Annotated in this window: 16 protein-coding genes; 9 read left to right on the forward strand and 7 right to left on the reverse strand. The window is 58.1% G+C overall.

All coding sequences use genetic code 11. The features are described from left to right. The first annotated feature begins 486 nt into the window (after positions 1–486). The 4 genes from QYH69_RS34625 (at position 487) to QYH69_RS34640 (ending at position 4,190) form a co-directional block, all read left to right on the forward strand. The gene (locus QYH69_RS34625; RefSeq protein ID WP_308836162.1) at positions 487–1,014 is read left to right on the forward strand and encodes a cupin domain-containing protein; all 528 of its coding nucleotides are present in this window, start codon (positions 487–489) and stop codon (positions 1,012–1,014) included. A gap of 628 nt (positions 1,015–1,642) precedes the next feature. After that, positions 1,643–2,416: a GNAT family N-acetyltransferase gene (locus QYH69_RS34630; RefSeq protein ID WP_308836163.1), complete on the forward strand. Its 774-nt coding sequence runs from the start codon at positions 1,643–1,645 to the stop codon at positions 2,414–2,416. A 220-nt stretch (positions 2,417–2,636) separates the two neighbouring features. Further along, entirely contained in the window at positions 2,637–3,644 is a 1,008-nt protein-coding gene (locus QYH69_RS34635) for a zinc-binding alcohol dehydrogenase family protein (protein WP_308836164.1), read from the forward strand. A 27-nt stretch (positions 3,645–3,671) separates the two neighbouring features. Next, the gene (locus QYH69_RS34640; RefSeq protein WP_308836165.1) at positions 3,672–4,190 is read left to right on the forward strand and encodes a DJ-1/PfpI family protein; all 519 of its coding nucleotides are present in this window, start codon (positions 3,672–3,674) and stop codon (positions 4,188–4,190) included. 70 nt (positions 4,191–4,260) lie between these two features. Here the strand turns inward: QYH69_RS34640 and QYH69_RS34645 are convergent, their stop codons facing one another. Further along, the gene (locus QYH69_RS34645; protein ID WP_308836166.1) at positions 4,261–6,534 is read right to left on the reverse strand and encodes a winged helix-turn-helix domain-containing protein; all 2,274 of its coding nucleotides are present in this window, start codon (positions 6,532–6,534) and stop codon (positions 4,261–4,263) included. 518 nt (positions 6,535–7,052) lie between these two features. Between QYH69_RS34645 and QYH69_RS34650 the strand changes: the two genes are divergently transcribed. Beyond that, positions 7,053–8,072, forward strand: coding sequence for an AraC family transcriptional regulator (locus QYH69_RS34650; protein WP_308836167.1), 1,020 nt, complete (start codon positions 7,053–7,055; stop codon positions 8,070–8,072). A 70-nt stretch (positions 8,073–8,142) separates the two neighbouring features. Here QYH69_RS34650 and QYH69_RS34655 read toward each other — a convergent pair whose 3' ends face one another. Further along, positions 8,143–9,105, reverse strand: a complete 963-nt coding sequence (locus tag QYH69_RS34655) for a LysR family transcriptional regulator (protein ID WP_308836168.1) — start codon at positions 9,103–9,105, stop codon at positions 8,143–8,145. Between the two features lie 288 nt (positions 9,106–9,393). On the opposite strand from QYH69_RS34655, the gene QYH69_RS34660 reads away from it, so the two are divergent. Then, the gene (locus QYH69_RS34660; RefSeq protein ID WP_308836169.1) at positions 9,394–10,671 is read left to right on the forward strand and encodes an ATP-binding protein; all 1,278 of its coding nucleotides are present in this window, start codon (positions 9,394–9,396) and stop codon (positions 10,669–10,671) included. A 26-nt stretch (positions 10,672–10,697) separates the two neighbouring features. Here the strand turns inward: QYH69_RS34660 and QYH69_RS34665 are convergent, their stop codons facing one another. Next, on the reverse strand, positions 10,698–11,609 hold the full coding sequence (locus tag QYH69_RS34665) for a LysR family transcriptional regulator (RefSeq protein WP_308836170.1): 912 nt from the start codon (positions 11,607–11,609) through the stop codon (positions 10,698–10,700). 136 nt (positions 11,610–11,745) lie between these two features. Between QYH69_RS34665 and QYH69_RS34670 the strand changes: the two genes are divergently transcribed. From QYH69_RS34670 to QYH69_RS34680, 3 genes are all read left to right on the forward strand, one after another. Beyond that, positions 11,746–12,282, forward strand: a complete 537-nt coding sequence (locus QYH69_RS34670; protein WP_308836171.1) for a DJ-1/PfpI family protein — start codon at positions 11,746–11,748, stop codon at positions 12,280–12,282. 322 nt (positions 12,283–12,604) lie between these two features. After that, positions 12,605–13,387 (forward strand): glycine betaine ABC transporter substrate-binding protein, encoded by a 783-nt coding sequence (locus QYH69_RS34675; RefSeq protein ID WP_308836172.1) that lies wholly within the window; start codon positions 12,605–12,607, stop codon positions 13,385–13,387. After that, on the forward strand, positions 13,380–14,663 hold the full coding sequence (locus tag QYH69_RS34680) for an L-dopachrome tautomerase-related protein (protein WP_308836176.1): 1,284 nt from the start codon (positions 13,380–13,382) through the stop codon (positions 14,661–14,663). Before QYH69_RS34675 ends, QYH69_RS34680 begins: the two co-directional genes overlap by 8 nt. 20 nt (positions 14,664–14,683) lie before the next feature. Here the strand turns inward: QYH69_RS34680 and QYH69_RS34685 are convergent, their stop codons facing one another. The 4 genes from QYH69_RS34685 to QYH69_RS34700 form a co-directional block, all read right to left on the reverse strand. Further along, a complete protein-coding gene (locus QYH69_RS34685; RefSeq protein WP_308836173.1) occupies positions 14,684–15,349 on the reverse strand; it encodes a response regulator in 666 nt (221 codons plus the stop codon). Positions 15,350–15,410: 61 nt separating this feature from the next. Next, positions 15,411–17,006, reverse strand: coding sequence for a benzoylformate decarboxylase (gene mdlC, locus QYH69_RS34690; protein WP_308836174.1), 1,596 nt, complete (start codon positions 17,004–17,006; stop codon positions 15,411–15,413). A gap of 25 nt (positions 17,007–17,031) precedes the next feature. After that, positions 17,032–18,441, reverse strand: coding sequence for an NAD-dependent succinate-semialdehyde dehydrogenase (locus QYH69_RS34695; RefSeq protein WP_308836177.1), 1,410 nt, complete (start codon positions 18,439–18,441; stop codon positions 17,032–17,034). 54 nt (positions 18,442–18,495) lie between these two features. Next, positions 18,496–19,530: an enolase C-terminal domain-like protein gene (locus QYH69_RS34700; protein ID WP_308836175.1), complete on the reverse strand. Its 1,035-nt coding sequence runs from the start codon at positions 19,528–19,530 to the stop codon at positions 18,496–18,498. Positions 19,531–19,567 lie beyond the last annotated feature (37 nt).

The raw sequence follows: 19,567 nt of genomic DNA on the forward strand, positions 1-19,567 counted from the left end.
GATTCTCGATGTGTCGCTCGATCAGGCAAAGCTCGAAGCGATGCCGGTCAATGAATACGTCGATCTGTACGTCATCTGACAAACACTGGTCCCAGGTCTTGTTGACGATGATACGCAGCGCGGCTCGCTGGTCCGCCGTACATCGCGTATCTCCGTAGCGGAGCGTACCAGGGCGAGGTTTCCGCGCGCGGCCAAGGCGTGTTGCGCCTGCCGCGCGGCGGCGAACGCGAGGACTGAGCAGCCTCGGCGCAAATGTGGCAAGCGGTCTTGGCATGTCGCCCCAAAGTACACGCATCGTGTATCCAACGATGCAGCCGTGCGATAGGAAAAGCCAAAGGAAAATTTCGACACATCCCTAAAATTCACCACGGTACAGTTCGGAACACCGAAATCGCCCGGCATTCATTGAACCGCACACTCGACGAGTCAGGTGCGGACGCACGGCAACGGTTGTCTAGACTCAGAGGAACTGAACCTGGAGATAATATGAATGTAACGAGCCGGTGTTGCTTACGTATGGTGCTTATGCTGCTGCCATTTATCGGCACCCCCTGCATGGCCCAAACCGGAGAAATGATTGCACCTTCTCTCAATCAATCGGCCACAGACGCCCCTGGCGAAGGCACTCAGCCCACAGTAAGCCTTCACACCGCCGCGCTTCCGAATCTCTACCAACTGGATGCACAACCGGTTGAGCAGGTGTCCGCGCTCATTCAACGTCAGGTCCTCAACGGATCGCAGTCGACGTTTGTCAAATGGACAGTGAAAAAGGGAGGTGTCTTCTCTCTGCATCATCACCCAAACGAACAAATAACGTGGATCACGAAGGGACGGTGCGAGGTCGGCTCGCAGGGCAAAAAGTTCGTGGTCAGTGCTGGTGACGTGCTGATCATACCGCCGAACGTCCCGCATGAATTTCGATGTACCGAAGATACGATCGATATCGACTTCTTTGCACCGCAACGGCAGGACTGGATAGACGGTGTTCCGAGTGCCGCCGCTGCAGCAAAATAGATGGTCATCACCAATGAGCGCTTCCTCGCGCTCCGTCGCGGCGGTCCCGATGACCCGCGCCATGGCATGCGCATGCGGTGCATATGCCACGGCTCCACGCTCGTGCCGCTGCAATGACGGCGCGCTCGCTGCATTACCTTCAATAAGGCTAACGGCCTCTAGCCGGGTTCTTTTACGCGAAGTTCTGGGACCCGTCGCGAGCATGAGCGAGGCTCGCGATCCCGTTCTTGTAAGACGTTCATCGCGAAATTTTCCAGCAAGGAAAGACGAGGACGGACGCTGGAACCATTTCGGCGGGTGTCGTTTAAGTTTCAGGTAATACGACTTTACGTAAAGGTGGTTTGCCAATCACCACCCGGAACAGTACGATCGGCTTGCCAGAATGTGATGTTCCGCGAGCAGGCCTGATCTTGTCAATCAGGCAAACGTCGCACCTGGCCTCGCACGCTTCGCGGCACAGGCAGTAAGAGCCCTCAGGCCTGCGCAAGCATGTTGATCGGGTCGTCCCGACAGCACATCGCGAACGTGCCCCAGCCCCCGCAGTCGCGGCGCTATGTCGCGCGATCACACATTCATTGCATAGACCCCCTCCCGATCAAAAAAGCCCTATACCGTTGGCACTCCCGTTATGACCGTGCATAAGTCCGTTGACGATGCGGTTTCAGCCTGGCGCGGCGCCATGGAGATACTTTGCAACCTGCTTCCCGACGGCATCGTTCATAGGGGCGCTCATGGTACATACGCCCTGACTACCGGCGTACCGATGGCGGCTTTGAACGGTGTCTTCAGCTTGGGCCGTCAACCTGATCTGAGAGAAATAGATGCGTTTGCCGCCTTCTTTAGCGACCGTACGCTTCCCTGGAGCATACAGATACGCTCGGAAGCGTCCCGAGACGCGCTCGTGGAAATCGCTAACCGCTATGGTTTGACCCGATCGTACCCAATACCCTTCATGACCCGGCGCCTCGAGGGGGTCAAGCTCTCGATACCGGCGAGTACTGATGTCACCGTACGCCGCATTTCAAAAGATGAGTACCGGATCTACAGGCACGCTGTCACGGCAGGATTCGGAACGCCCAAGCACATTTTTGTGGACCTGACGAGACCAGAGGTAATAGGCGAGAAAGGTATGAGCGCATATCTCGTGGAAGAAGCGGGAACGCCTGTAGCCACATCCTTCGGCGCGCTCATGGACGGGTGTATCGGCGTATTTAACGTATCGACCGTACCCGGGCGCCGCCGGCGCGGCTACGCCCGCATGGCGACGATGGCGGTCCTGCAACACGGCCAGGAAAACGGTGCGCAGACCGCATTTCTTCACTCGTCACCGGCTGGATATCGCGCTTACGAATCCTTGGGCTTTGAGACCGGCGAGACATGGCAGGTGTTTGTGGCGCCTTGAGCGTTACACCCATGATGTCCGATGAGGACGCAGCTTCTACACGATCTTCGCGCGTGCGCTGATCTGAAGGCAGTACCACGTCCATCCGACATGAAGTATACGAAAGGCGGTATCGGTTTCCTATCGTTCGCTCTCCATAGTCTCGCGCGCTTTCGCGCAAGCGTCCCGCTGCCTCCAATTCTATCGTCGATGTTCGTACGCAAAGAAATGGAGGTAACCCATGAAAGCGATCGTCTATAGTCAGCACGGTCTTCCCATCGAAGACCCACGTTCACTATACGAGATGGACGTACCAAAGCCGGAACCGGGTCCGCGAGACCTTTTGGTAAAAATTCATGCGATCTCCGTTAACCCTGCAGACACGAAGATACGAGCCAGCGTTCCCACGGCTTCGCCACGTGTGCTTGGCTGGGACGCGGCGGGTCGCGTCGAAGCCGTCGGTAAAGCCGTGGCCTTGTTCAAGCCGGGCGACAACGTGTTCTATGCCGGCTCCATGGCACGCGCCGGCAGCAACTCCGAGTATGGTCTTGTAGATGAGCGCATTGCCGGCCATAAGCCAGCGACGCTTACGGATGCACAAGCGGCGGCACTTCCGCTTACTTCGCTGACTGCCTGGGAGTTGCTGTTTGATCGGCTGGCCATTCGCGAGGGCGACGGTGAAGGAGACGCACTACTGATCGTTGGTGCCGCTGGCGGCGTTGGCTCCATGCTTGTGCAGCTTGCGCGCGGCTTGACAAAGCTTCGGGTAATCGGCACGGCATCCCGACCTCAGACAAGCGATTGGATCCGCAACCTCGGCGCACACGACGTGATTGATCATTCCCGTCCGCTTGCCGAGCAGTTGCGGACAATTGGGGTTCCTGCCGTGCGCTATGTTGCGAGTCTGACGCATACGGACACTCACTACGCCCAAATCATCGAAGCGCTGTTGCCGCAAGGAAAGCTTTCCCTTATTGACGACCCCGAGACGCTCGACGCGGTTCCATTGAAACGCAAATCTCTGTCCCTGCACTGGGAACTCATGTTCACGCGCTCATTGTATGAGACGCACGACATGATTCGCCAGCACGAAATACTGGAACGAGTCTCCGCCCTGGTCGACAGGGGCGCGCTGCGAACCACCGTGGCAATGAATTTCGGCAGTATCACCGCGGAAAACCTGAGACGCGCTCATGCCCTTATAGAGAGTGGGCGAGCGCACGGAAAGATTGTGCTTGAAGGCTTCTAACAACATCACCTTATACGGAGTACATCTATGAAACGCATCGCCGTTGTCATTCCACCGGAAAAATTCCGCGATGAGGAGCTTTTCATTCCATTGCAGGAGTGGAAAATGGCTGGCATCGAGACGACATTGTTCAGTACGGTCCTGACTGACGTCACGGGAGATCTGGGCGGAAAGATCACGCCTCAAGCATTGCTTGAATCGTTAAACCCCGACGAGTATGACGCGATTTCGGTGATCGGCGGGTCAGGCACGATCACGCATCTTTGGGGCAATGAGACATTGCGCAGCGCGTTGCGCAAGTTCTACGAGGCCCACAAAGCCACCACCGCAATCTGCGCCGGCTCTGTGACGTTGGCGCGCGCGGGCTTGCTAGCAGGACGGGACGCAACGACCTATCCGGCCGAACCGATGATCGACGAACTGAGGAAACACGGCGCGCGATACAAGAATGTGCATGCGGTTACGACCGGGTCTATCGTCACCGGCGACGGTCCCGATGGCGCCAAGGAGTATGCCGACCATGTGATCAGCCTCCTTGAAAACTGATGTGACTTACCCGGACGCGGTTCCATCTCTATGATGCAAGCGTTCGGGGCTCACACATCAACGAACCGGGCTACTGAATCACCTTCGCGCCAGCGAACGGTACGGGCGTAAGCAATTGCAGCAGAACCCGCTGACGCCGCAGGACATCCAGAGACACATCCAGGTCGGAAATCCTATCTGATGCACTGCGGGCATCTCCGATGATACCGATTAATGCACTTTGCACTAGAAGTGCGACGTTTCTTCTCGGCCATGTCAATGCCCAATCGTCATGGCCACCGGGTATCGGGTGATAAGCATTCGCGCGAGGCACTTCGTTTTCTGGCCCCCGAACAGTTCCATTGGCATTCGCAACGCCAAACAGGCCGTTTGCGCGAGCAGCATCGTCGATGAAGTCCGCTACATGCAGGCCGTCCAGCGTGCCTGTGCCGGATGGCTCACGCACCACGCCTGCATCGATTCTGCTTGCGAAGTCCCGCAGTAGCGCTTCAAACGTGTCTACCGCTAGCATGGCGGCGGCATCGAGGCGCGACCGCAAAGCCTGGTCGGAAACCAGAGCGTCGCAACGCCCCCTGTCACGGCGCGTAACCGTGAGGCCGTTCGCGCTGACCTGCGCATCAATGAACTGCATCAGTCTCGCTCGGGTTTCTTTCCATGCGACCGGCGCATATAGTCCAGGCGTCGAAGCCAGGCGGGCGGCGATTTGCTTGCACTGCGTATCGCGCCTCATGCCGGCGAGAATCGGGATTGCGTCGAGGCACAATGTCAACGCGAGATATGGATCGCCAGTTGGTGATGAAGCCCATTCGAATGCGGCCATCACCTCGCCGGAAGTCGACTCAAAGCGGGCCTGATCGGCACGGAACACAGCAACCGATCCCTGTCCTTCCGCAAGAAGCCGCGCTCCATGATAAATCGCGTGCCGTCGGCATACGGCATCGCGCTCTCCACTTTCTTCCAGTTGCGCCTTAGCGTAAGCACGCGTTGTCTCGAGCAGAGTCAATTTCCCTTGCGTACGCCCTACCCCGATTATGATGAGCGACTTCGCGGCGAGGGCGGCGATGAGCCGGCTTGTCTCTACCGCGGAAACATTGCCGCCGCTCAAAACGTGTCGCGCCGCCTCGAACGTCGCCGGCCCGTGAAACACCGCGAGTCGCCTGAATGCCACCTTCTCCTTCGCCGATAACAGCCGGTAACTCCAGTCCAGATTGTCGTGTAACGTGCGATGGCGCGGCAGAGCAGTGCTTTTCCCGAGCATCTGCAAGCGGAATTCCCCGCTCGTCACCTCCGCCAGCACAGGCAAAACAAACGAATCGAGCCGCGCAGCCGCGATTTCAATCGCTAGCGGCAAGCCGTCCAGATCGCGGCAGATCTTGACGACCGCACGCGCATTGACGATGTTCAGTTCGAACCCCGGATTACTGGACGTTGCACGGTCGACAAACAGTTCGATTGCAGAATAGGATGCGACTTCCGACGGTAACGGCTCGCTTTGTTGTGGCGGAACCGCCAAAGGTTCGAGACGCCGTATCCATTCCCCATCAGCCCTCAACGGCTCCCGGCTCGTGGCAAGAACCGTCAGATTGGGCGCCACCGAAAGTACCCGCTCTGCCAGCATCGCGATCGCGCTTACCGCGCATTCGCAACTATCGAGAATGATGAGCGCCCGCCGGTTATCGAGAAATGCTTCGATGTCGGCCAGCGGATGAGCACTTCGACCCGCCATGCCCAGCCCCTGACGGAACTGGTGTTCCAGCTCTTCCGGGTCGTCAATCGTCGCAACGTTGACGACGTAGACCGATTCAACTTCTTTGAGCGCACAGGCGCGCTGAGCGGCAACAATGGCCAGCACGGTTTTTCCGACTCCGCCCGGACCGACAATCGTGACCAGGCGATGTTCGCCGATATCTCGCACAAGGCTTTCTATAGCGAGCTCACGACCGATAAGACGCGGCGGCTGCAACGCGTATGTCTGTCGCTCTTGAGCCAAGGTGGCAACGGTGATCGGCTCAGTAAAACGATAGCCACGCCGCGACACTGTTGAGACGTATGAGCGCGTGCAGCCTGCGGCACTAAAAGCCCGCCGAAGCGCTGCTACTGCAGAGCGCAGATTCGACTCGTCGATGTGGCGTGTTCCCCAGGCTTCGAGAATCAACTGTTCTCGACCCACAATCTCTCCGGCGTGGGCCAATAGCACTGTGAGCACGTTATATGAAGGCTCGCCAAGCCGCACAGGTTGATCGCCGCATAGCAGTACCCGCCGGGAAGGGACTAGCCGGAACGGTCCGAAGGTTATTTCGGAACCCGGCGAGTGGCGGCGCACGACGTCGATTCGATCAGCCATTGCATCTTCCTGCGGTTCATGAGACGTCAAATTTCGAACTCGATTACGGCGGCAAGCACAAGGGTATTCGAATCGAACCGGTTGCTACGTATCCGTTTTGATTATATCTCGTGGTCCAGAATGTTCGCCGGCATGTGGTCGCCAGCCTTTAGCAGCCGGACAGACGGACCCCACGAAACCTTCTGGCAAAGGTCGATCGGCGCGACCGCCGCTCGCCAGTAGCACCGAATGCGACAGTCGCTCCTGAGCAACGCCATGACTGAAGACCCGCCGTTCCCTGTAAGTCAACGCAGGAATTTGCCAATGCACGATTTATCTTTATTCACAACTATTCACATCGATTAATCACGCGCGAGACGAATCTGAGCGGTCCTTAAACGTGGGCGCCGCGGCTATGCTCCAGGCCATGGAAAGGCTGCTTACATTTGCACTCAATAAACCACAACATCTGACATGACAGGTGCAGATCGCGCCAACAAACTTACCGCATAGTCCTTCTCCGTGTGTGCGGCTGCTCCATGAAAAAACATCTTGCATCTATCGACGATCCGGCACATCGCGTAAGGACCACGGAGATGGATATCGCCGTCCCGTCAGAAGGCGAGCGTCAGCGCTTTTCCCTGGTGTCAGAGTTCGCATGGCGCGTACCAGTGCGCGAAGCAAGCGCCACCTCTTCCACCAGACCGGTTGTGGTCGCAACGCGATGGACACGCACAAAACCAGGCACACAGGCGCTGATTCACCATACCGCCAACGATCGGCACATCGTTGCGATTGCATTGATGCCGACGGACATCGAGTTCTTCTCGGGGACGCGGCTGATGCATGACGGTCGCCTCGCGACCGGCGCCATTCAAGTCAGTGGCGCGAATAGCGAATCGACCGCGTTGTTTCGTGCGCCATGTGACGTGCTGCATCTGCACGTCCCCGACAGTCTTATCGCCCAGCAATACGAAAAGGCGCTCGGAGACTCCCTCAACGCAAAGCGCCTTTTCAGCGACGCCCACTTCTTCTTCGATCCGGAAATTGAAAGGCTTAGCCTCGCGATACTTACCGCAACGGACCTCGAGAGTGCGGCGGGTGGCCGCTATGTAGAATCGCTTTCGTGTGCAATCGTCGCGAAAATCCTCGGTCGGGAAATCGATGCCCAGCTCGAGGCGAGGACCGGGAGAACAAAAAACCGACTGGTAGGCTGGCGCTTGCGACGTGCCGTCGCCTATATAGAAGCCAATCTTTCGCTACCGATCCGTCTCGACGATATTTCGTCGAGCGCCGGTTTGACGAAAATGCACTTTGCCGCGCAGTTCCGGGAATCAACGGGCTACTCCCCGCACGCGTACGTAATTTACAGACGCATCAGGAGAGCCGAGACACTGCTCCGTCAAAAGCAGTACAACATACTCGAAGTGGCGCAAAGCTGCGGGTTCGCCAGTCATGCCCACTTCTGCTCTGTTTTCAAGAAAACGACTGGCTATTCGCCAAGCCAATGGCGCGTACGCTTCGCGGCGGCGTCCGCGCATACCGAAAATGCCGGATAAGCGCACCGGTCCAATTGCCTTGACAGGCGAGAGCACGGCCATGGGACGATCTTCCCGTCAAAACATCGTGCTAAACGTCATCGAGCTCGACCTGCGGCGTAAGATTTTCCGCCTCGATCCGGAAGCAGTCCGCCAGCAGTTGGGCAGCTGCATTTTGCGTGTTCCGACGCTGGTAGAGCACGACCTCGCGCATCGTATCGAGCGGCGGCACCGACAGGATGGAAATGCGGCCGCGTGCTGCATACTCGTACGCGTACGACATCGGCAAGATCGCAACGTATTCCCCCTTTGACAGCAGTTCGACGTTGAGCCCAACCGAACCGGACTCGACGGCTGCATCCGTGGCGATATTCATCCCCCCTTTTTTCATGAAGAGCGCCAACGCTTTATACGACGGGGACTCTTGTGGAGGGACAATCCACTTCAGACCAGCCAGGTCATGAGCCGATAAAGGCCGCCCGTGAACCCGCAACGAATTTTGAACGCCCGTCACGAAGACGCACGGCTCATGGTAGAGCACCTCCTGAGAGATTTCAGAAATCTCCTTGCTACCTGTTCGTGCAATCACGAGGTCAATTTCGTCGTTGAGCAAAGCATTCAACAATGGGTCAAGCAGCCCTTCGGTAAGCGAGATGGACGCCTGCGGCGCACGCGTGATGAAATTCGCCACCGCGCCAGAGATAAACGAATGGGACAGCGTCGTGACGGAACCTAATGTTACCCTGCCAGCTGTCCCCGCTATCAGCGAAGACACGTCCCTTTGAGCGTATCCAATCTGCCGAAGTACCTCCTTTCCGCGAACGGCAAATATCTCCCCGACGTCGGTCAGAACCACATTCCGCCCCACACGTTTTGTCAGCTCAGTTCCAAGCGCCTGCTCGAGCTCGGAGAGCTGCTTGGAGACTGCAGCCTGAGTGACGTTAAACGCACGCGCAACCTTGGTCACCTGCTTCAGATCAGCCAGGGCGGCGAGAAGCCTCAGGTGAGTCAACCTGAGTCCACTGGAAAAAAAACGCTCAACAGGAGTCTGCATATTAGATATCCCTCTCATTACCGCTCGGTAATGAGACCGTACGTAGAAGTGATTTGTCAATAACTGGCCGGAAACGTAGCATCCGCTTGAACGAGAGCACCCGGTTGTCAAAGCGATCCAGTCTTTCGCATAACGGATCAACTCGCAAGATTATTCTGCGATGACCTGTTTGAGTAAAGGGGTGTCTGCATATCTACGCGGTTTCATCAGCCGCATCCGAATTCGCCCGTTGCCGTGCTTCACGTTCGAGATCGGTCAGCTGTTCGTTAAACCAGAAGCTCGCGTCCTATGCTCCATCATCACTACCAGAACGATTCTTTTCTGGCCGGCATTGACCTTTCCGACCTGTACGACGCCGTGCAGGGAGTTCGTGATCTGCTCGGAACCGCATTGAAGGCGACAGGTGCGCAACGCGTTGTGCTTGCAAGCATAAAACGTAGTGCAATTCTGATCGAAGCAGAAGGCTTTACAGAGAGCGATCAGACGAATGTGCGCATACATCCGCGCGTATTTCTCGACGACGACCCACCGCGAGCGATCGTTGAGATCGTCGCGAACGCCCGGGCGCCGCTCGCTTTGGACGATTTGAACGTGCTCTACCAGAGCGACGAACCATTCAGCCATTCCGTATCCAGTCCGCAGTCGCTGCTCTGTCTTCCAGTCATTCATGTACATGCAGTAATAGGAGCGATCCTGCTAATCGGCAACAGCACGAGCCAACTCACGTTAGCCGATAGATACGCGCTCGGCACGATGGCAAAAGATTCCTTGATGCTGTTAGGTCACCCCGACTATTTCGAAGTACGACAGAACTCCGGAAGTGCAAACATACGGGCAGAAATTGCGCTAGACACGATACGGCATGAACTTGGAGAGGCACTGCGCGTCGACCACCTGGCTACCAGTGAAGGAGACCGCGTTCCCCGCCTCCACGACAGACTGTATGCGCTGCTCGAGCAGGAGGCGTCTGGAGTCCGATGGCTCCAACCAAGCGAGCCGCCTCGCGAGAAGGACAATTCAACATTGTGGCGCGTGGTCAGCGATACAACCCGCACACTGAGATTGATCGGCGAGTTTCGCGAACTCATCGACGGATCACGGACAAGACGTGGTGTTTTCGACCTGAACGAAGTGGTGATCGAGTCGCTAGCGTCGTTGGGACCACGGCTGCGTCAGGCCAATGTGCGCGCCAAGGTGCAGAATTTCCTGACCGGCGAGTCGCTGGTTGCAGGCGATCGGATGCTTGTCTCCCAGGCCGTAAGGCAAGCGCTAAACAATTCGGTTGACGCCATGTCCGGCATCGACGATCGGGATCGAATCCTGTCGGTCCGTTGCGATCGCATCGGCGCCGAGAGCATCGGGCTTGAAATCTCCGATACCGGATCTGGCATGGAAGGTGAGGCGGAGAAACTTTTTACCGCCTTCTACACGACCAAGCCCGAACGCCTCGGTTTAGGTTTGGCGCTTATCCGGCTTATCTTCGAACTCCACAACGGAACAGCAACGGTCGAACCCAATGTCCCGTTCGGGCTGATATTTCGCGCGACGCTCCCCATGTGCAACTGACCTTGCCTGTGTAGCGATCAAAAAGCCTATGCAGGCTGTGGCATGGTCAACGCTTCGAGGCGCTCGCGGAGCGTGGCATGGAGCTGGCGAATCGCGGGAAGGAACTGTTTTCGATGGGGACATATAAGGTTGAGCGGTGCGGGTTCGCCGGGCTGTTGCGGCAGCACGACCTCGAGACGCCCGGCATGCACGTCCGTGCAAACGTCGATCCATGACTTGTACGCAATACCGCGGCCATCGATCGCCCAACGCCGAACCACATCCGCGTCGTCACAAAAAAGCGTCCCATTGACGGTAAACCGACGCCGTTCGCTGCCGTCGGGGAAGACCCATTTGTCATACACGCGGCCCCCTAGCACATATAGAAGGCAACGATGAGCAGCAAGATCGTCCAGACGTTGCGGCCTCCCATGCCGGCCAAGATAGGATGGTGAGGCGACAAGCACCCGACGATTGCTTTCTGCAAGCGGCAATGCAATGTAGCTCGCGTCTTCGGCAACGCCGTAGCGGATCGCAACATCCACGGGATCCCGAAACACATCTGCGAGATGATCCGATAGAAATAGGCGAAGTGACAGGCCTGGATGCGCATCGCTGAAGTTGGTAATCCATTCGAGCAGCACGTTTCGTCCAAGATCAGACGGCGCAGCGACTTGTAGCACGCCCCGCAATGAGTCGCCGCCCCCGGACACGCGCTCGTTTCCCTCATGCAGGACCTGCAGGACCTCCTTCGCATAGGGAAGATACTGGTTCCCCTCGTCCGTCAGCCTGAGACTTCGCGTCGATCGCGCGAACAGCCGCACGTCGAGCTCGCGCTCAAGCCGCTGTATCGCGGCACTCACCTGGCCCGGCAACAGGTCTGCTTCCCGAGCCGCGTTTGAGAAGCTCCCCAGTGCGGCGGTTCGTACAAACAGGACCAGGTCGTCAAGTCGAATCATCTTCATTCCTGCAGTGAAAGTTATATCCGGCTAGCCCGGTTACTCATGTGCCGGCGCCACGACATGATTCCGAGCGGCGTCGGATTGCTTCAAAGGATAGCGCCGGATCACACACGACCTACCTCATGGCAAAAACATGAAACGCATTGCTGTCATCACTCCGCCAGAGCAATTCCAGGAAGAACAACTATTCACGTTGCTGGAAACATGGAATAACCATGGCGTCGATACCAAACTGTTTTCCACAACCCTCGCTCAAGCAACAGGAGAGCGAGGAGGAAAGGCACGGCCTCATGGACTCATCGCGTCTGTCAAGGTAGAGGACTTTGACGCGATAGCCGTAACCGGTGGCCGCGGTTCACTTGCCTGTTTATGGGACAACGTCGAGCTTCACAAGATGTTGCAGACTTTCGATTTCGCACGCAAGCCGACCACTGCGATCTGCGCCGGCGTCATCGCCCTTGCCCGCGCCGGCTTGCTCGTCGGCAAGGCGGCCACTGTGTTCCCGGCGCTCCAGATGATCCAGGAAATCCGTTCGCGCGGCGCGATTTATATCCCCGCCGAAGTCATTTCAACCGGCTGGATTGTCACCGCAGCGCAGTCTGAACATGCTGAATTGTTTGCATCATATGTGATCAAGGTAATTGAGAAGCGCAAGGAATTGGCGTTCTAAATCCGCCTCCCGCTGGGTCGCCTGCGTGACATGGGCGAACTGGCTCTCACGGTGCTGGCCAATCGCGCCGAGCAGGTCTGCAATGCTGCAGAGCGGGATTCTCGCATTCGTCTGAGCCATGGGGTCATGTTTTTAACGCTATAGCACGATCGGATCGTGCGCGTGCGAAAGTCGCGCGCATGATTTAGATACTGCCGGGAATCGTACGGAATTACATTTTTCTGGCCCGTCGGTTTTGCGGGCACGCGGGTCCGCCTGGTTTGCGAGACGCCGGTGAGCCCGACACCGTTACCACCTGAGTTTGAGCCCTGAGGGAATTCCGATGCAAAGTACCCGTTCCACGCTCGTCCTCGCCACCATCGATCTGTCCTTCCATCACGCGGCCGCAGGTGCCGTACAGGCGATCCTCGAGAAACATGGCGTAAGCGTAGTCGAACTTCGTGCGCCCCATGAAGAAGCGTTCAAGCTGCTCGAAGACGGCAAGGCGGACATGTTATGCAGCGCGTGGTTGCCTGGCAGTCACGAGGTCTATTTCGCCCCTATTGCTAAAGAATTCGAAAAGCTCACCGTGCTATACCACCCGTATGCGCTATGGGGCGTGCCTGACTTCATCCCTGCGGCACAGGTATCGGCGGTCGCCGATCTCACGCGACCCGAGGTCGCACGACGGATGAACAAGGTGATCCAGGGCATTAATCCGGGCGCGGGCATTAGCCGCTTTTCCGTCGAAATTCTGGAGCATTACGGCCTTACAGGCCTTGGATACTCCTTTGAGAACGGCTCGCTTGATGCCTGCGTCGGCGCTTTCGAACGCGCGGTCCAAAACGGCGACTGGGTCGTGGTTCCACTTTGGCAGCCTCAATATCTCTTCGCATGCTACAAGATACGCGAACTCAGCGAGCCGAACGGGCTGCTGAGAGGCAAAGATGAAGCCACGCTCGTGCTGAGAAAGAGCCGCTTGCCGGATCTGCCGGCCGCCGCGATAGAAGAATTGCGTGCAACGTCTCTCGGCAACGCGGAAGCGACCCGGCTCGACTATCTCGTCTCACGAGGAAACATGTCGGCCATCGAAGCCGGAAGGAATTACCTTGCTCGTCGTGCTTAGCCGCGGACGAGCGGTGATGCGCGTGCGTCGCAGCGCACGAATTCAAAAAATGGCATTTTTCGTATCTGCACACAACAAGGGAAACTACATGAATCGCCGCAATACAATCGCGTTGTCTCTGCTGGCCGTCGCAATGGGTATGCTTGGCGCTCCGTCATACGGGCAGCCGACGTCGGCCGACTCGAAGCCTCTGGCCGAAGACAGGCCTATCGGCCATATCGAGGCAGTCCATGAGTTTTACGATGCAATGCCGACCGGCGTGACGCGGGCGCCAAATGGGCGCATCTTCGTGAACTTCCCGCGGTGGGGCGACGACGTTCCGTTCACTGTCGGGGAGATTGTTGGAGATCGCGTGGTCGCGTACCCCAACGCTCAAATGAATCGCCCTGATAGCAAGCACCCGGCGTCGAGCCTGTTGAGCGTGCAAAGCGTCGTCGCGGATTACAGAAACCGGTTGTGGATTCTGGACACGGCAGCGCCCAGCTTTTCAGCGCCGCTTCAGGGCGGAGCGAAGCTCGTTGCGGTGGACTTAGCCTCCAACAAAGTTGTGAAGACAATCATTTTCAAGCCGGATGTGTTGTATTCGACGACCTATGTCAATGATGTCCGGTTCGATTTTCGTGTTGGCGATGAAGGCATTGCGTATATCACGGATTCGTCGGCTAATGGTCCTGGCGGCATTATCGTGGTCGATCTGGCGAGCGGCAAGGCGTGGCGCAAGCTGACCGCCCACTACTCGACACAGGTGGATCAGTCGTTCGTTGCGGTAGTCGAGGGACGAGAAATGCGGACGGCTGGGCCCGGTGGCACACACCCTGCCTTGCATATCGCATCTGACGGTATCGCTTTGTCCGCGGACGGGAAGACACTCTATTACTCGCCGCTGTCAAGCCGGCATCTCTATTCGATTCCCACCGCACTACTGCGTGATCGCGACATTCCGGAAGCGAGCGTGGAAGCAGCGGTCAAAGACCTGGGTGAGAAAGGCGCTTCGGATGGGCTCGAATCCGATGCGAGCGGAGCAGTCTATGCAGGAGACTACGAGCGCAACAGCATCCGCAAGATGAGCACCGATGGAACGTGGGAAACGATCGCGCATGACCCGCGAATCCTCTGGCCCGATACGCTTTCAGTCGGTAACGACGGGTATCTGTATTTCACGGCGAACCAGTTGAACCGGATGGCGCTTTTCAATAATGGATCCGATTTGCGCAAGAAGCCGTACACGCTTTTCCGGATCAAGATCGATGCGGCCCCGGTCGACCTGAAGCCTTAAGGAAAATTGCGTTTGTTCGACTAGATCCGAAACGGGAAGTCTGCAACGATGGCGGACTTCCTTACCAGATCCGCCACTGAACGGGCTTCCATCTTTCTCATCATTCTGCCCCGGTGGATCTTGACGGTTATCTCGCTTAGCGCCAATTTCTCGGCGATCTCCTTGTTGAGCATGCCCGTTACGACATGATGCATTACCTGTCGCTCGCGTGGCGTGAGGGTCTCGAAGCATCGGCGCACGAGTGAAGTCCTGCTTTCGGACATCAGACGCTTCGCGTCTTCGCTGAGTGCCCTGCTCACCGCATCGAGCATGTCCTGGTCACGGAAAGGCTTGGTCAGGAAGTCTATCGCGCCGGCCTTCATTGCCATGACGGACATCGCCACATCGCCGTAACCGGTTACGAAAACGATCGGAATACGCAGTGCCCCATCGGCGAACTGCCGTTGTAACGCAAGTCCGCTTTCGCCGCGCAGGCGAACGTCGAGGACAAGACAGCTCGGCACCGGCGGCCTGATATGCGCGAGAAACGTGCTTGACGTATCGAAGGTCTCCGCGTGCACGCCCAGAGATTTGAGCAACGATGCGAGAGCGGCTCGCGTCAGTTCGTCGTCGTCGAGGATATAGACGATTGACGACGGCCGCTCGCCGCTGGTGGCGTTTCTGGAAGAAGAAATAGGTGGGTTCACGTTTCTTGAGGTTCATCCGGTCATTGCGAGAGCAGAGGCCCTCGCAATGACCGTCAGCGTTCTAGAGCAGCGAGGGTATTTGCGGATCGACCTCAACTTCGAGGAGGTACGGCTTGCCGCACGACATCGCCCGGGTCAACGTTTCCTTCAATCGCTCAGGTTCGGCAATCCGCTCTCCATCCACGCCGTAGCCTTTCGCGATCGACACGAAATCCAAGCCAGGCAGATCAAGCCCTGGAACGTTCGGCGTGTCGAGCTGCCTCGCAAACGACTTCAGAATGTTGTACGCGCCGTTTCTCACGATGACGAACAGGATTGGCAGTTCGTGCTGCGCGGCGGTCCACAACGCCTGAATGACATAGTTTGCCGAGCCATCGCCGACGATGCTGATGACCTTCCGGGGCCGCGGCGCGTCCTGCTCGGCGAGCGCAACGCCAGCGGCAGCAGCAAGCCCGTAACCCAGCACGCCGCTGGACATCGAGAAAAATGAGCGGGGATGCGCGGTCGGCAAGCGCTGACGCAGTTGCTTCATCGTCGACAGCGACTCCTGCGTCACGACGCTGTCCGCGGGACGCGCCTGCTCGATCGAGTAATACAGGAAGTCGGGGGTGATCCGCCGACCCGCTGCCGGAACCGCAAGTTCGGCCATCGGCGGAGGCGCCGATCGTTCCGATTGCGCAACCGCATGGGCCAGCACGGCACAAGCCCTGCCTGGGTCCGCCAGAAAGCTATCGCCGACCGGTGCTCTCGCCGCCTCCGACGCATCATCGGTGATGTGGTAAAGATGCGCACCAGCGGGAATGTATTCGCCGGGAATGTACGGATAGTAGCGAAATACAGGGGCTCCAATTACGACGATGACGTCGTGACCACGCAGTTGCTCCGCAAGGGGGCCGATTGCCGCCGGTAGCGTGCCGCGGTATAGCGGATGGCTCTCCGGAAAGCCGGGGCGCCCCTCCGCAGGGGCCGCCCAGACACCGCAACGCAGGCGCTCGGCGAGCCGGACAGCGTCGTCCCACCCGCCGCTTTGGTCGACCGCCCCGCCCATGATCAGCGCCGGAGAACGCGCTTTACCAAGCGCTTTGATTACTGGCTCGAGCAATACTGGATCGGCGCCTAATCGGCGTTCAACGAATCTGATCGAAGGCTCGCGCGGGCACGGCTTATCCGCGTCGTCCATCGGAATGGAGAGGAATACGGGTCCTGCGGGCGGTTGAATTGCCGTCAGGTATGCGCGCAGCAGCGCCCCCGGCACATCTTCGGCACGCGCCGGCTCGTAGGACCACTTTACGTACGGCTGCGCAATCAGATGCGGTTGCGCATTCGTCAGATAGGGTTCCATCAACAGCATTTCGCGAGTCTGTTGTCCCGCGGTAATAATGAGCGGCGCGCGGTTATACCATGCGCTCTCGATGTTTCCGAGCGCGTTTCCCATTCCGGCGGCGGTATGCAAGTTGACCAGCACCGCTTCGCCCGTGACCTGCGAAAACGCATCCGCCATCGCAACTGCCGGAGCTTCCTGGAGTGCCAGTACGTAGCGAAAATCAGGCGGGAAGTTCTGCAAAAAGGTCTCTTCCGTGGAGCCCGGATTACCGAATATCGTCGTCAGTTTCAACTGGCGCGCGACGTTAAAAAAGGCTTCTCGAACGGTTGCCATATTTTTTCCCTCAGTTGTACGGATCTTAGCCAGCCTGTGAGACCGAAGGCGGGGGCGACCCAGCAGGCGATACGCTTATCAGCTTGCGATTGACGAATTCAGCGAAACCCAGTTCGGACAGTTCGCGCCCATAGCCGGAGTTCTTGACGCCACCGAACGGCAGTTCCGGCGCAGTCCAGGTGGGGTGATTGATAAAGACCATGCCGCTTTCGACCCGGTCGGCGATCCGTCGGCCGCGTTCGATGTCGGCTGTGAATATTGAGCCGCCAAGACCAAACGGCGTCGCGTTCGCCAGTTCGATTGCCGCATCCTCATCGTCCACCACGTAGAACGACACAACAGGCCCAAAAAGCTCCTGCGTATAGAGCGGATTGCTGCTGTCGATGTTCGTCAGGATCGTGGCTTCGAGGAAAAAGCCCGGTCTGTCCACGCGCTTCCCCCCGAGCGCGACGCGCGCCCCAGCGGCACATCCGACCTCAATCTGGTTCAGCAGTCCTTTTAGCGCGCTGTCCGACGACACGGGACCGAGCGTCGTGGCAGGATCGTTCGGGTCGCCGACCCTCAAGGCGCGCATTCTCGTGATCAGGCCATCGAGAAAGGTCGCGCCTCGCTTTCTGCCGACGACGATCATGCGCTTGGAAGCAACACAACTCTGACCGGTGTTATTCATCCGCCCCCAGACTGCGTTGTCCAGCGCTGCTTCAAGCGGCGCATCCTCGAGCACGATCAGCGGATCACTTCCGCCAAGCTCCATCACGGACTTTTTCAATGCCCGCCCCGCGCGTTCAGCCACAGCGGCGCCCGCCTTCTCGCTGCCGGTAACGGTCGCGCCACGTACTCGCGGATCGTCGATCAACGCCGCAACCTGCGCGGCCGATGCATTGATGTTCGTGTAAATACCCTCCGGCGCACCGTCGATGCCATCGAACAGACGGGCAAAAGCACGCGCGCATTGCGGCACGTTGCTCGCGTGCTTGATCATGACCACGTTGCCGACCATCAGTTGCGGACCGACCACGCGCGCAAGCTGGTAATACGGAAAGTTCCAGGGTTCCACGCCGAGAATGACGCCGATCGGCCGCGTCTCGACGACGCACCCCGGACGTTCGTTTAGAGAAACTGGCTGCAGAAATTCTGCTGCCCGCTGCGCGTAGTAGTCGAGAATATCCGCGGCCAGCTGCACCTCGCCTCTAGCCTGTGCGATCAGCTTGCCCATTTCGAGCGTCACGTATTGCGCGTACTCCTCGGCGTTTGCGCGCAGCTTCGCAGCGACCGCTTTGACGACACGGGCACGATCTTCCACCTCACGGTGCCTCCAGTCCCCCTCGTAGCAGTCGTGCGCGCGCGTCAACAGCGCGCGCAGTTCCTCGTCTGAAGTGTTCGGATAGACATCCAGCACCTCTCCGGTAGCAGGATTCACGGTCTGATAGGTCATCAATCTCTCCAAATTTCTTATGGAACGTGCAACCCGGGACGGGCGCACACCTGACTAAACTGAAACGAGATACTTCCTCACACTCGTTTCGTCCCACGCGATTCCCGCTCCGGGCGCCGACGATGCCGAAACAGTCCCATCCTTTGGAGTAAGCGGGTCAGCCAGGATCGGACATGCCCAGTCGACCCACTCGAGCCAGTGAGCCGTCGGCGTCACGCGCAACAAATGAGCAGCGATCTCGGGATAGAGATGGTTGGAGAACTGGACGCCGGCAGCGGCTGCAACATTGCTCGCGCGAAGCCAGCCTGTCACGCCGCCGATTCGCATCAGGTCCGCCATCGCATAGTGCACGGCGCCCGCACGGAGGAAGGTCAGCAAGTCGCGCGCACCGTAATAGTTCTCCCCCATTTGCAATGGCGTACGAACTTTCCGTGCGAGTTCCGCGTATCCGTGGACGTTGTCGTAAGCTATAGGTTCTTCGAACCAGTAAAGCCCTACGTCGTCGAGTTCGTGGCAACGTCGGATCGCATCGCCGAACCCCAACGCCTGATTGAAATCCACCATGAGGTCGACTTCCAGGCCAACGCTGTCTCGCACCGCCTGAATTGCCGCAAAGTCATCCTTTAGATGCACGTTGCCGAGACGCAACTTCATTGCGGTAAAACCGCCTTCTCGCTGCAGATCTCGCGCCTCGGCTCCGAGCGTGTTGATCTCATGGCGCCACAGGCCGTTGCTGTTATACGCCCGCACCGGACCCGGTGTTCCTCCGAGGAACACTCCTAGCGGCAGGCCTGCTGCCTTAGCCAGACCGTCCCATATAGCCATATCCATGGCCGAGGTCGCGATCGTGGACATGCCCGATACCCCGACCACATTGAGTGCCTTCATCGCACCTTCGAATGCATCGAATGGCGCAATAGGCTTGCCTCTTAGTGCTTCCTCGAGATCGCGCAATTCCGCGATCACCGCCGGCACGGCTGACGCACGATACGGCGCAACGTAGCTCCGACCGAGGATGCCATCGGAAAGGTCGAGGTCCAGTAGCACGAGAGAAGTCGGAGGCCAAGCGGTCTTAGGAAGACAAAACATTCTACCAACTCCTTGGCTCACAGAACGACATGGCTAC

Source organism: Paraburkholderia sp. SARCC-3016 (assembly GCF_031119615.1).
Lineage (GTDB): Bacteria > Pseudomonadota > Gammaproteobacteria > Burkholderiales > Burkholderiaceae > Paraburkholderia.

Coding starts and splice junctions, on each gene's coding strand:
- QYH69_RS34635 (WP_308836164.1), top strand. CDS start 2,637: ATGAAAGCGATCGTCTATAGTCAGCACGGTCTTCCCATCGAAGACCCA.
- QYH69_RS34675 (WP_308836172.1), top strand. CDS start 12,605: ATGCAAAGTACCCGTTCCACGCTCGTCCTCGCCACCATCGATCTGTCC.
- QYH69_RS34670 (WP_308836171.1), top strand. CDS start 11,746: ATGAAACGCATTGCTGTCATCACTCCGCCAGAGCAATTCCAGGAAGAA.
- QYH69_RS34660 (WP_308836169.1), top strand. CDS start 9,394: ATGCTCCATCATCACTACCAGAACGATTCTTTTCTGGCCGGCATTGAC.
- QYH69_RS34630 (WP_308836163.1), top strand. CDS start 1,643: ATGACCGTGCATAAGTCCGTTGACGATGCGGTTTCAGCCTGGCGCGGC.
- mdlC (WP_308836174.1), bottom strand. CDS start 17,006: ATGGCAACCGTTCGAGAAGCCTTTTTTAACGTCGCGCGCCAGTTGAAA.
- QYH69_RS34700 (WP_308836175.1), bottom strand. CDS start 19,530: ATGTTTTGTCTTCCTAAGACCGCTTGGCCTCCGACTTCTCTCGTGCTA.
- QYH69_RS34655 (WP_308836168.1), bottom strand. CDS start 9,105: ATGCAGACTCCTGTTGAGCGTTTTTTTTCCAGTGGACTCAGGTTGACT.
- QYH69_RS34625 (WP_308836162.1), top strand. CDS start 487: ATGAATGTAACGAGCCGGTGTTGCTTACGTATGGTGCTTATGCTGCTG.
- QYH69_RS34640 (WP_308836165.1), top strand. CDS start 3,672: ATGAAACGCATCGCCGTTGTCATTCCACCGGAAAAATTCCGCGATGAG.
- QYH69_RS34650 (WP_308836167.1), top strand. CDS start 7,053: ATGAAAAAACATCTTGCATCTATCGACGATCCGGCACATCGCGTAAGG.
- QYH69_RS34665 (WP_308836170.1), bottom strand. CDS start 11,609: ATGATTCGACTTGACGACCTGGTCCTGTTTGTACGAACCGCCGCACTG.
- QYH69_RS34645 (WP_308836166.1), bottom strand. CDS start 6,534: ATGGCTGATCGAATCGACGTCGTGCGCCGCCACTCGCCGGGTTCCGAA.
- QYH69_RS34695 (WP_308836177.1), bottom strand. CDS start 18,441: ATGACCTATCAGACCGTGAATCCTGCTACCGGAGAGGTGCTGGATGTC.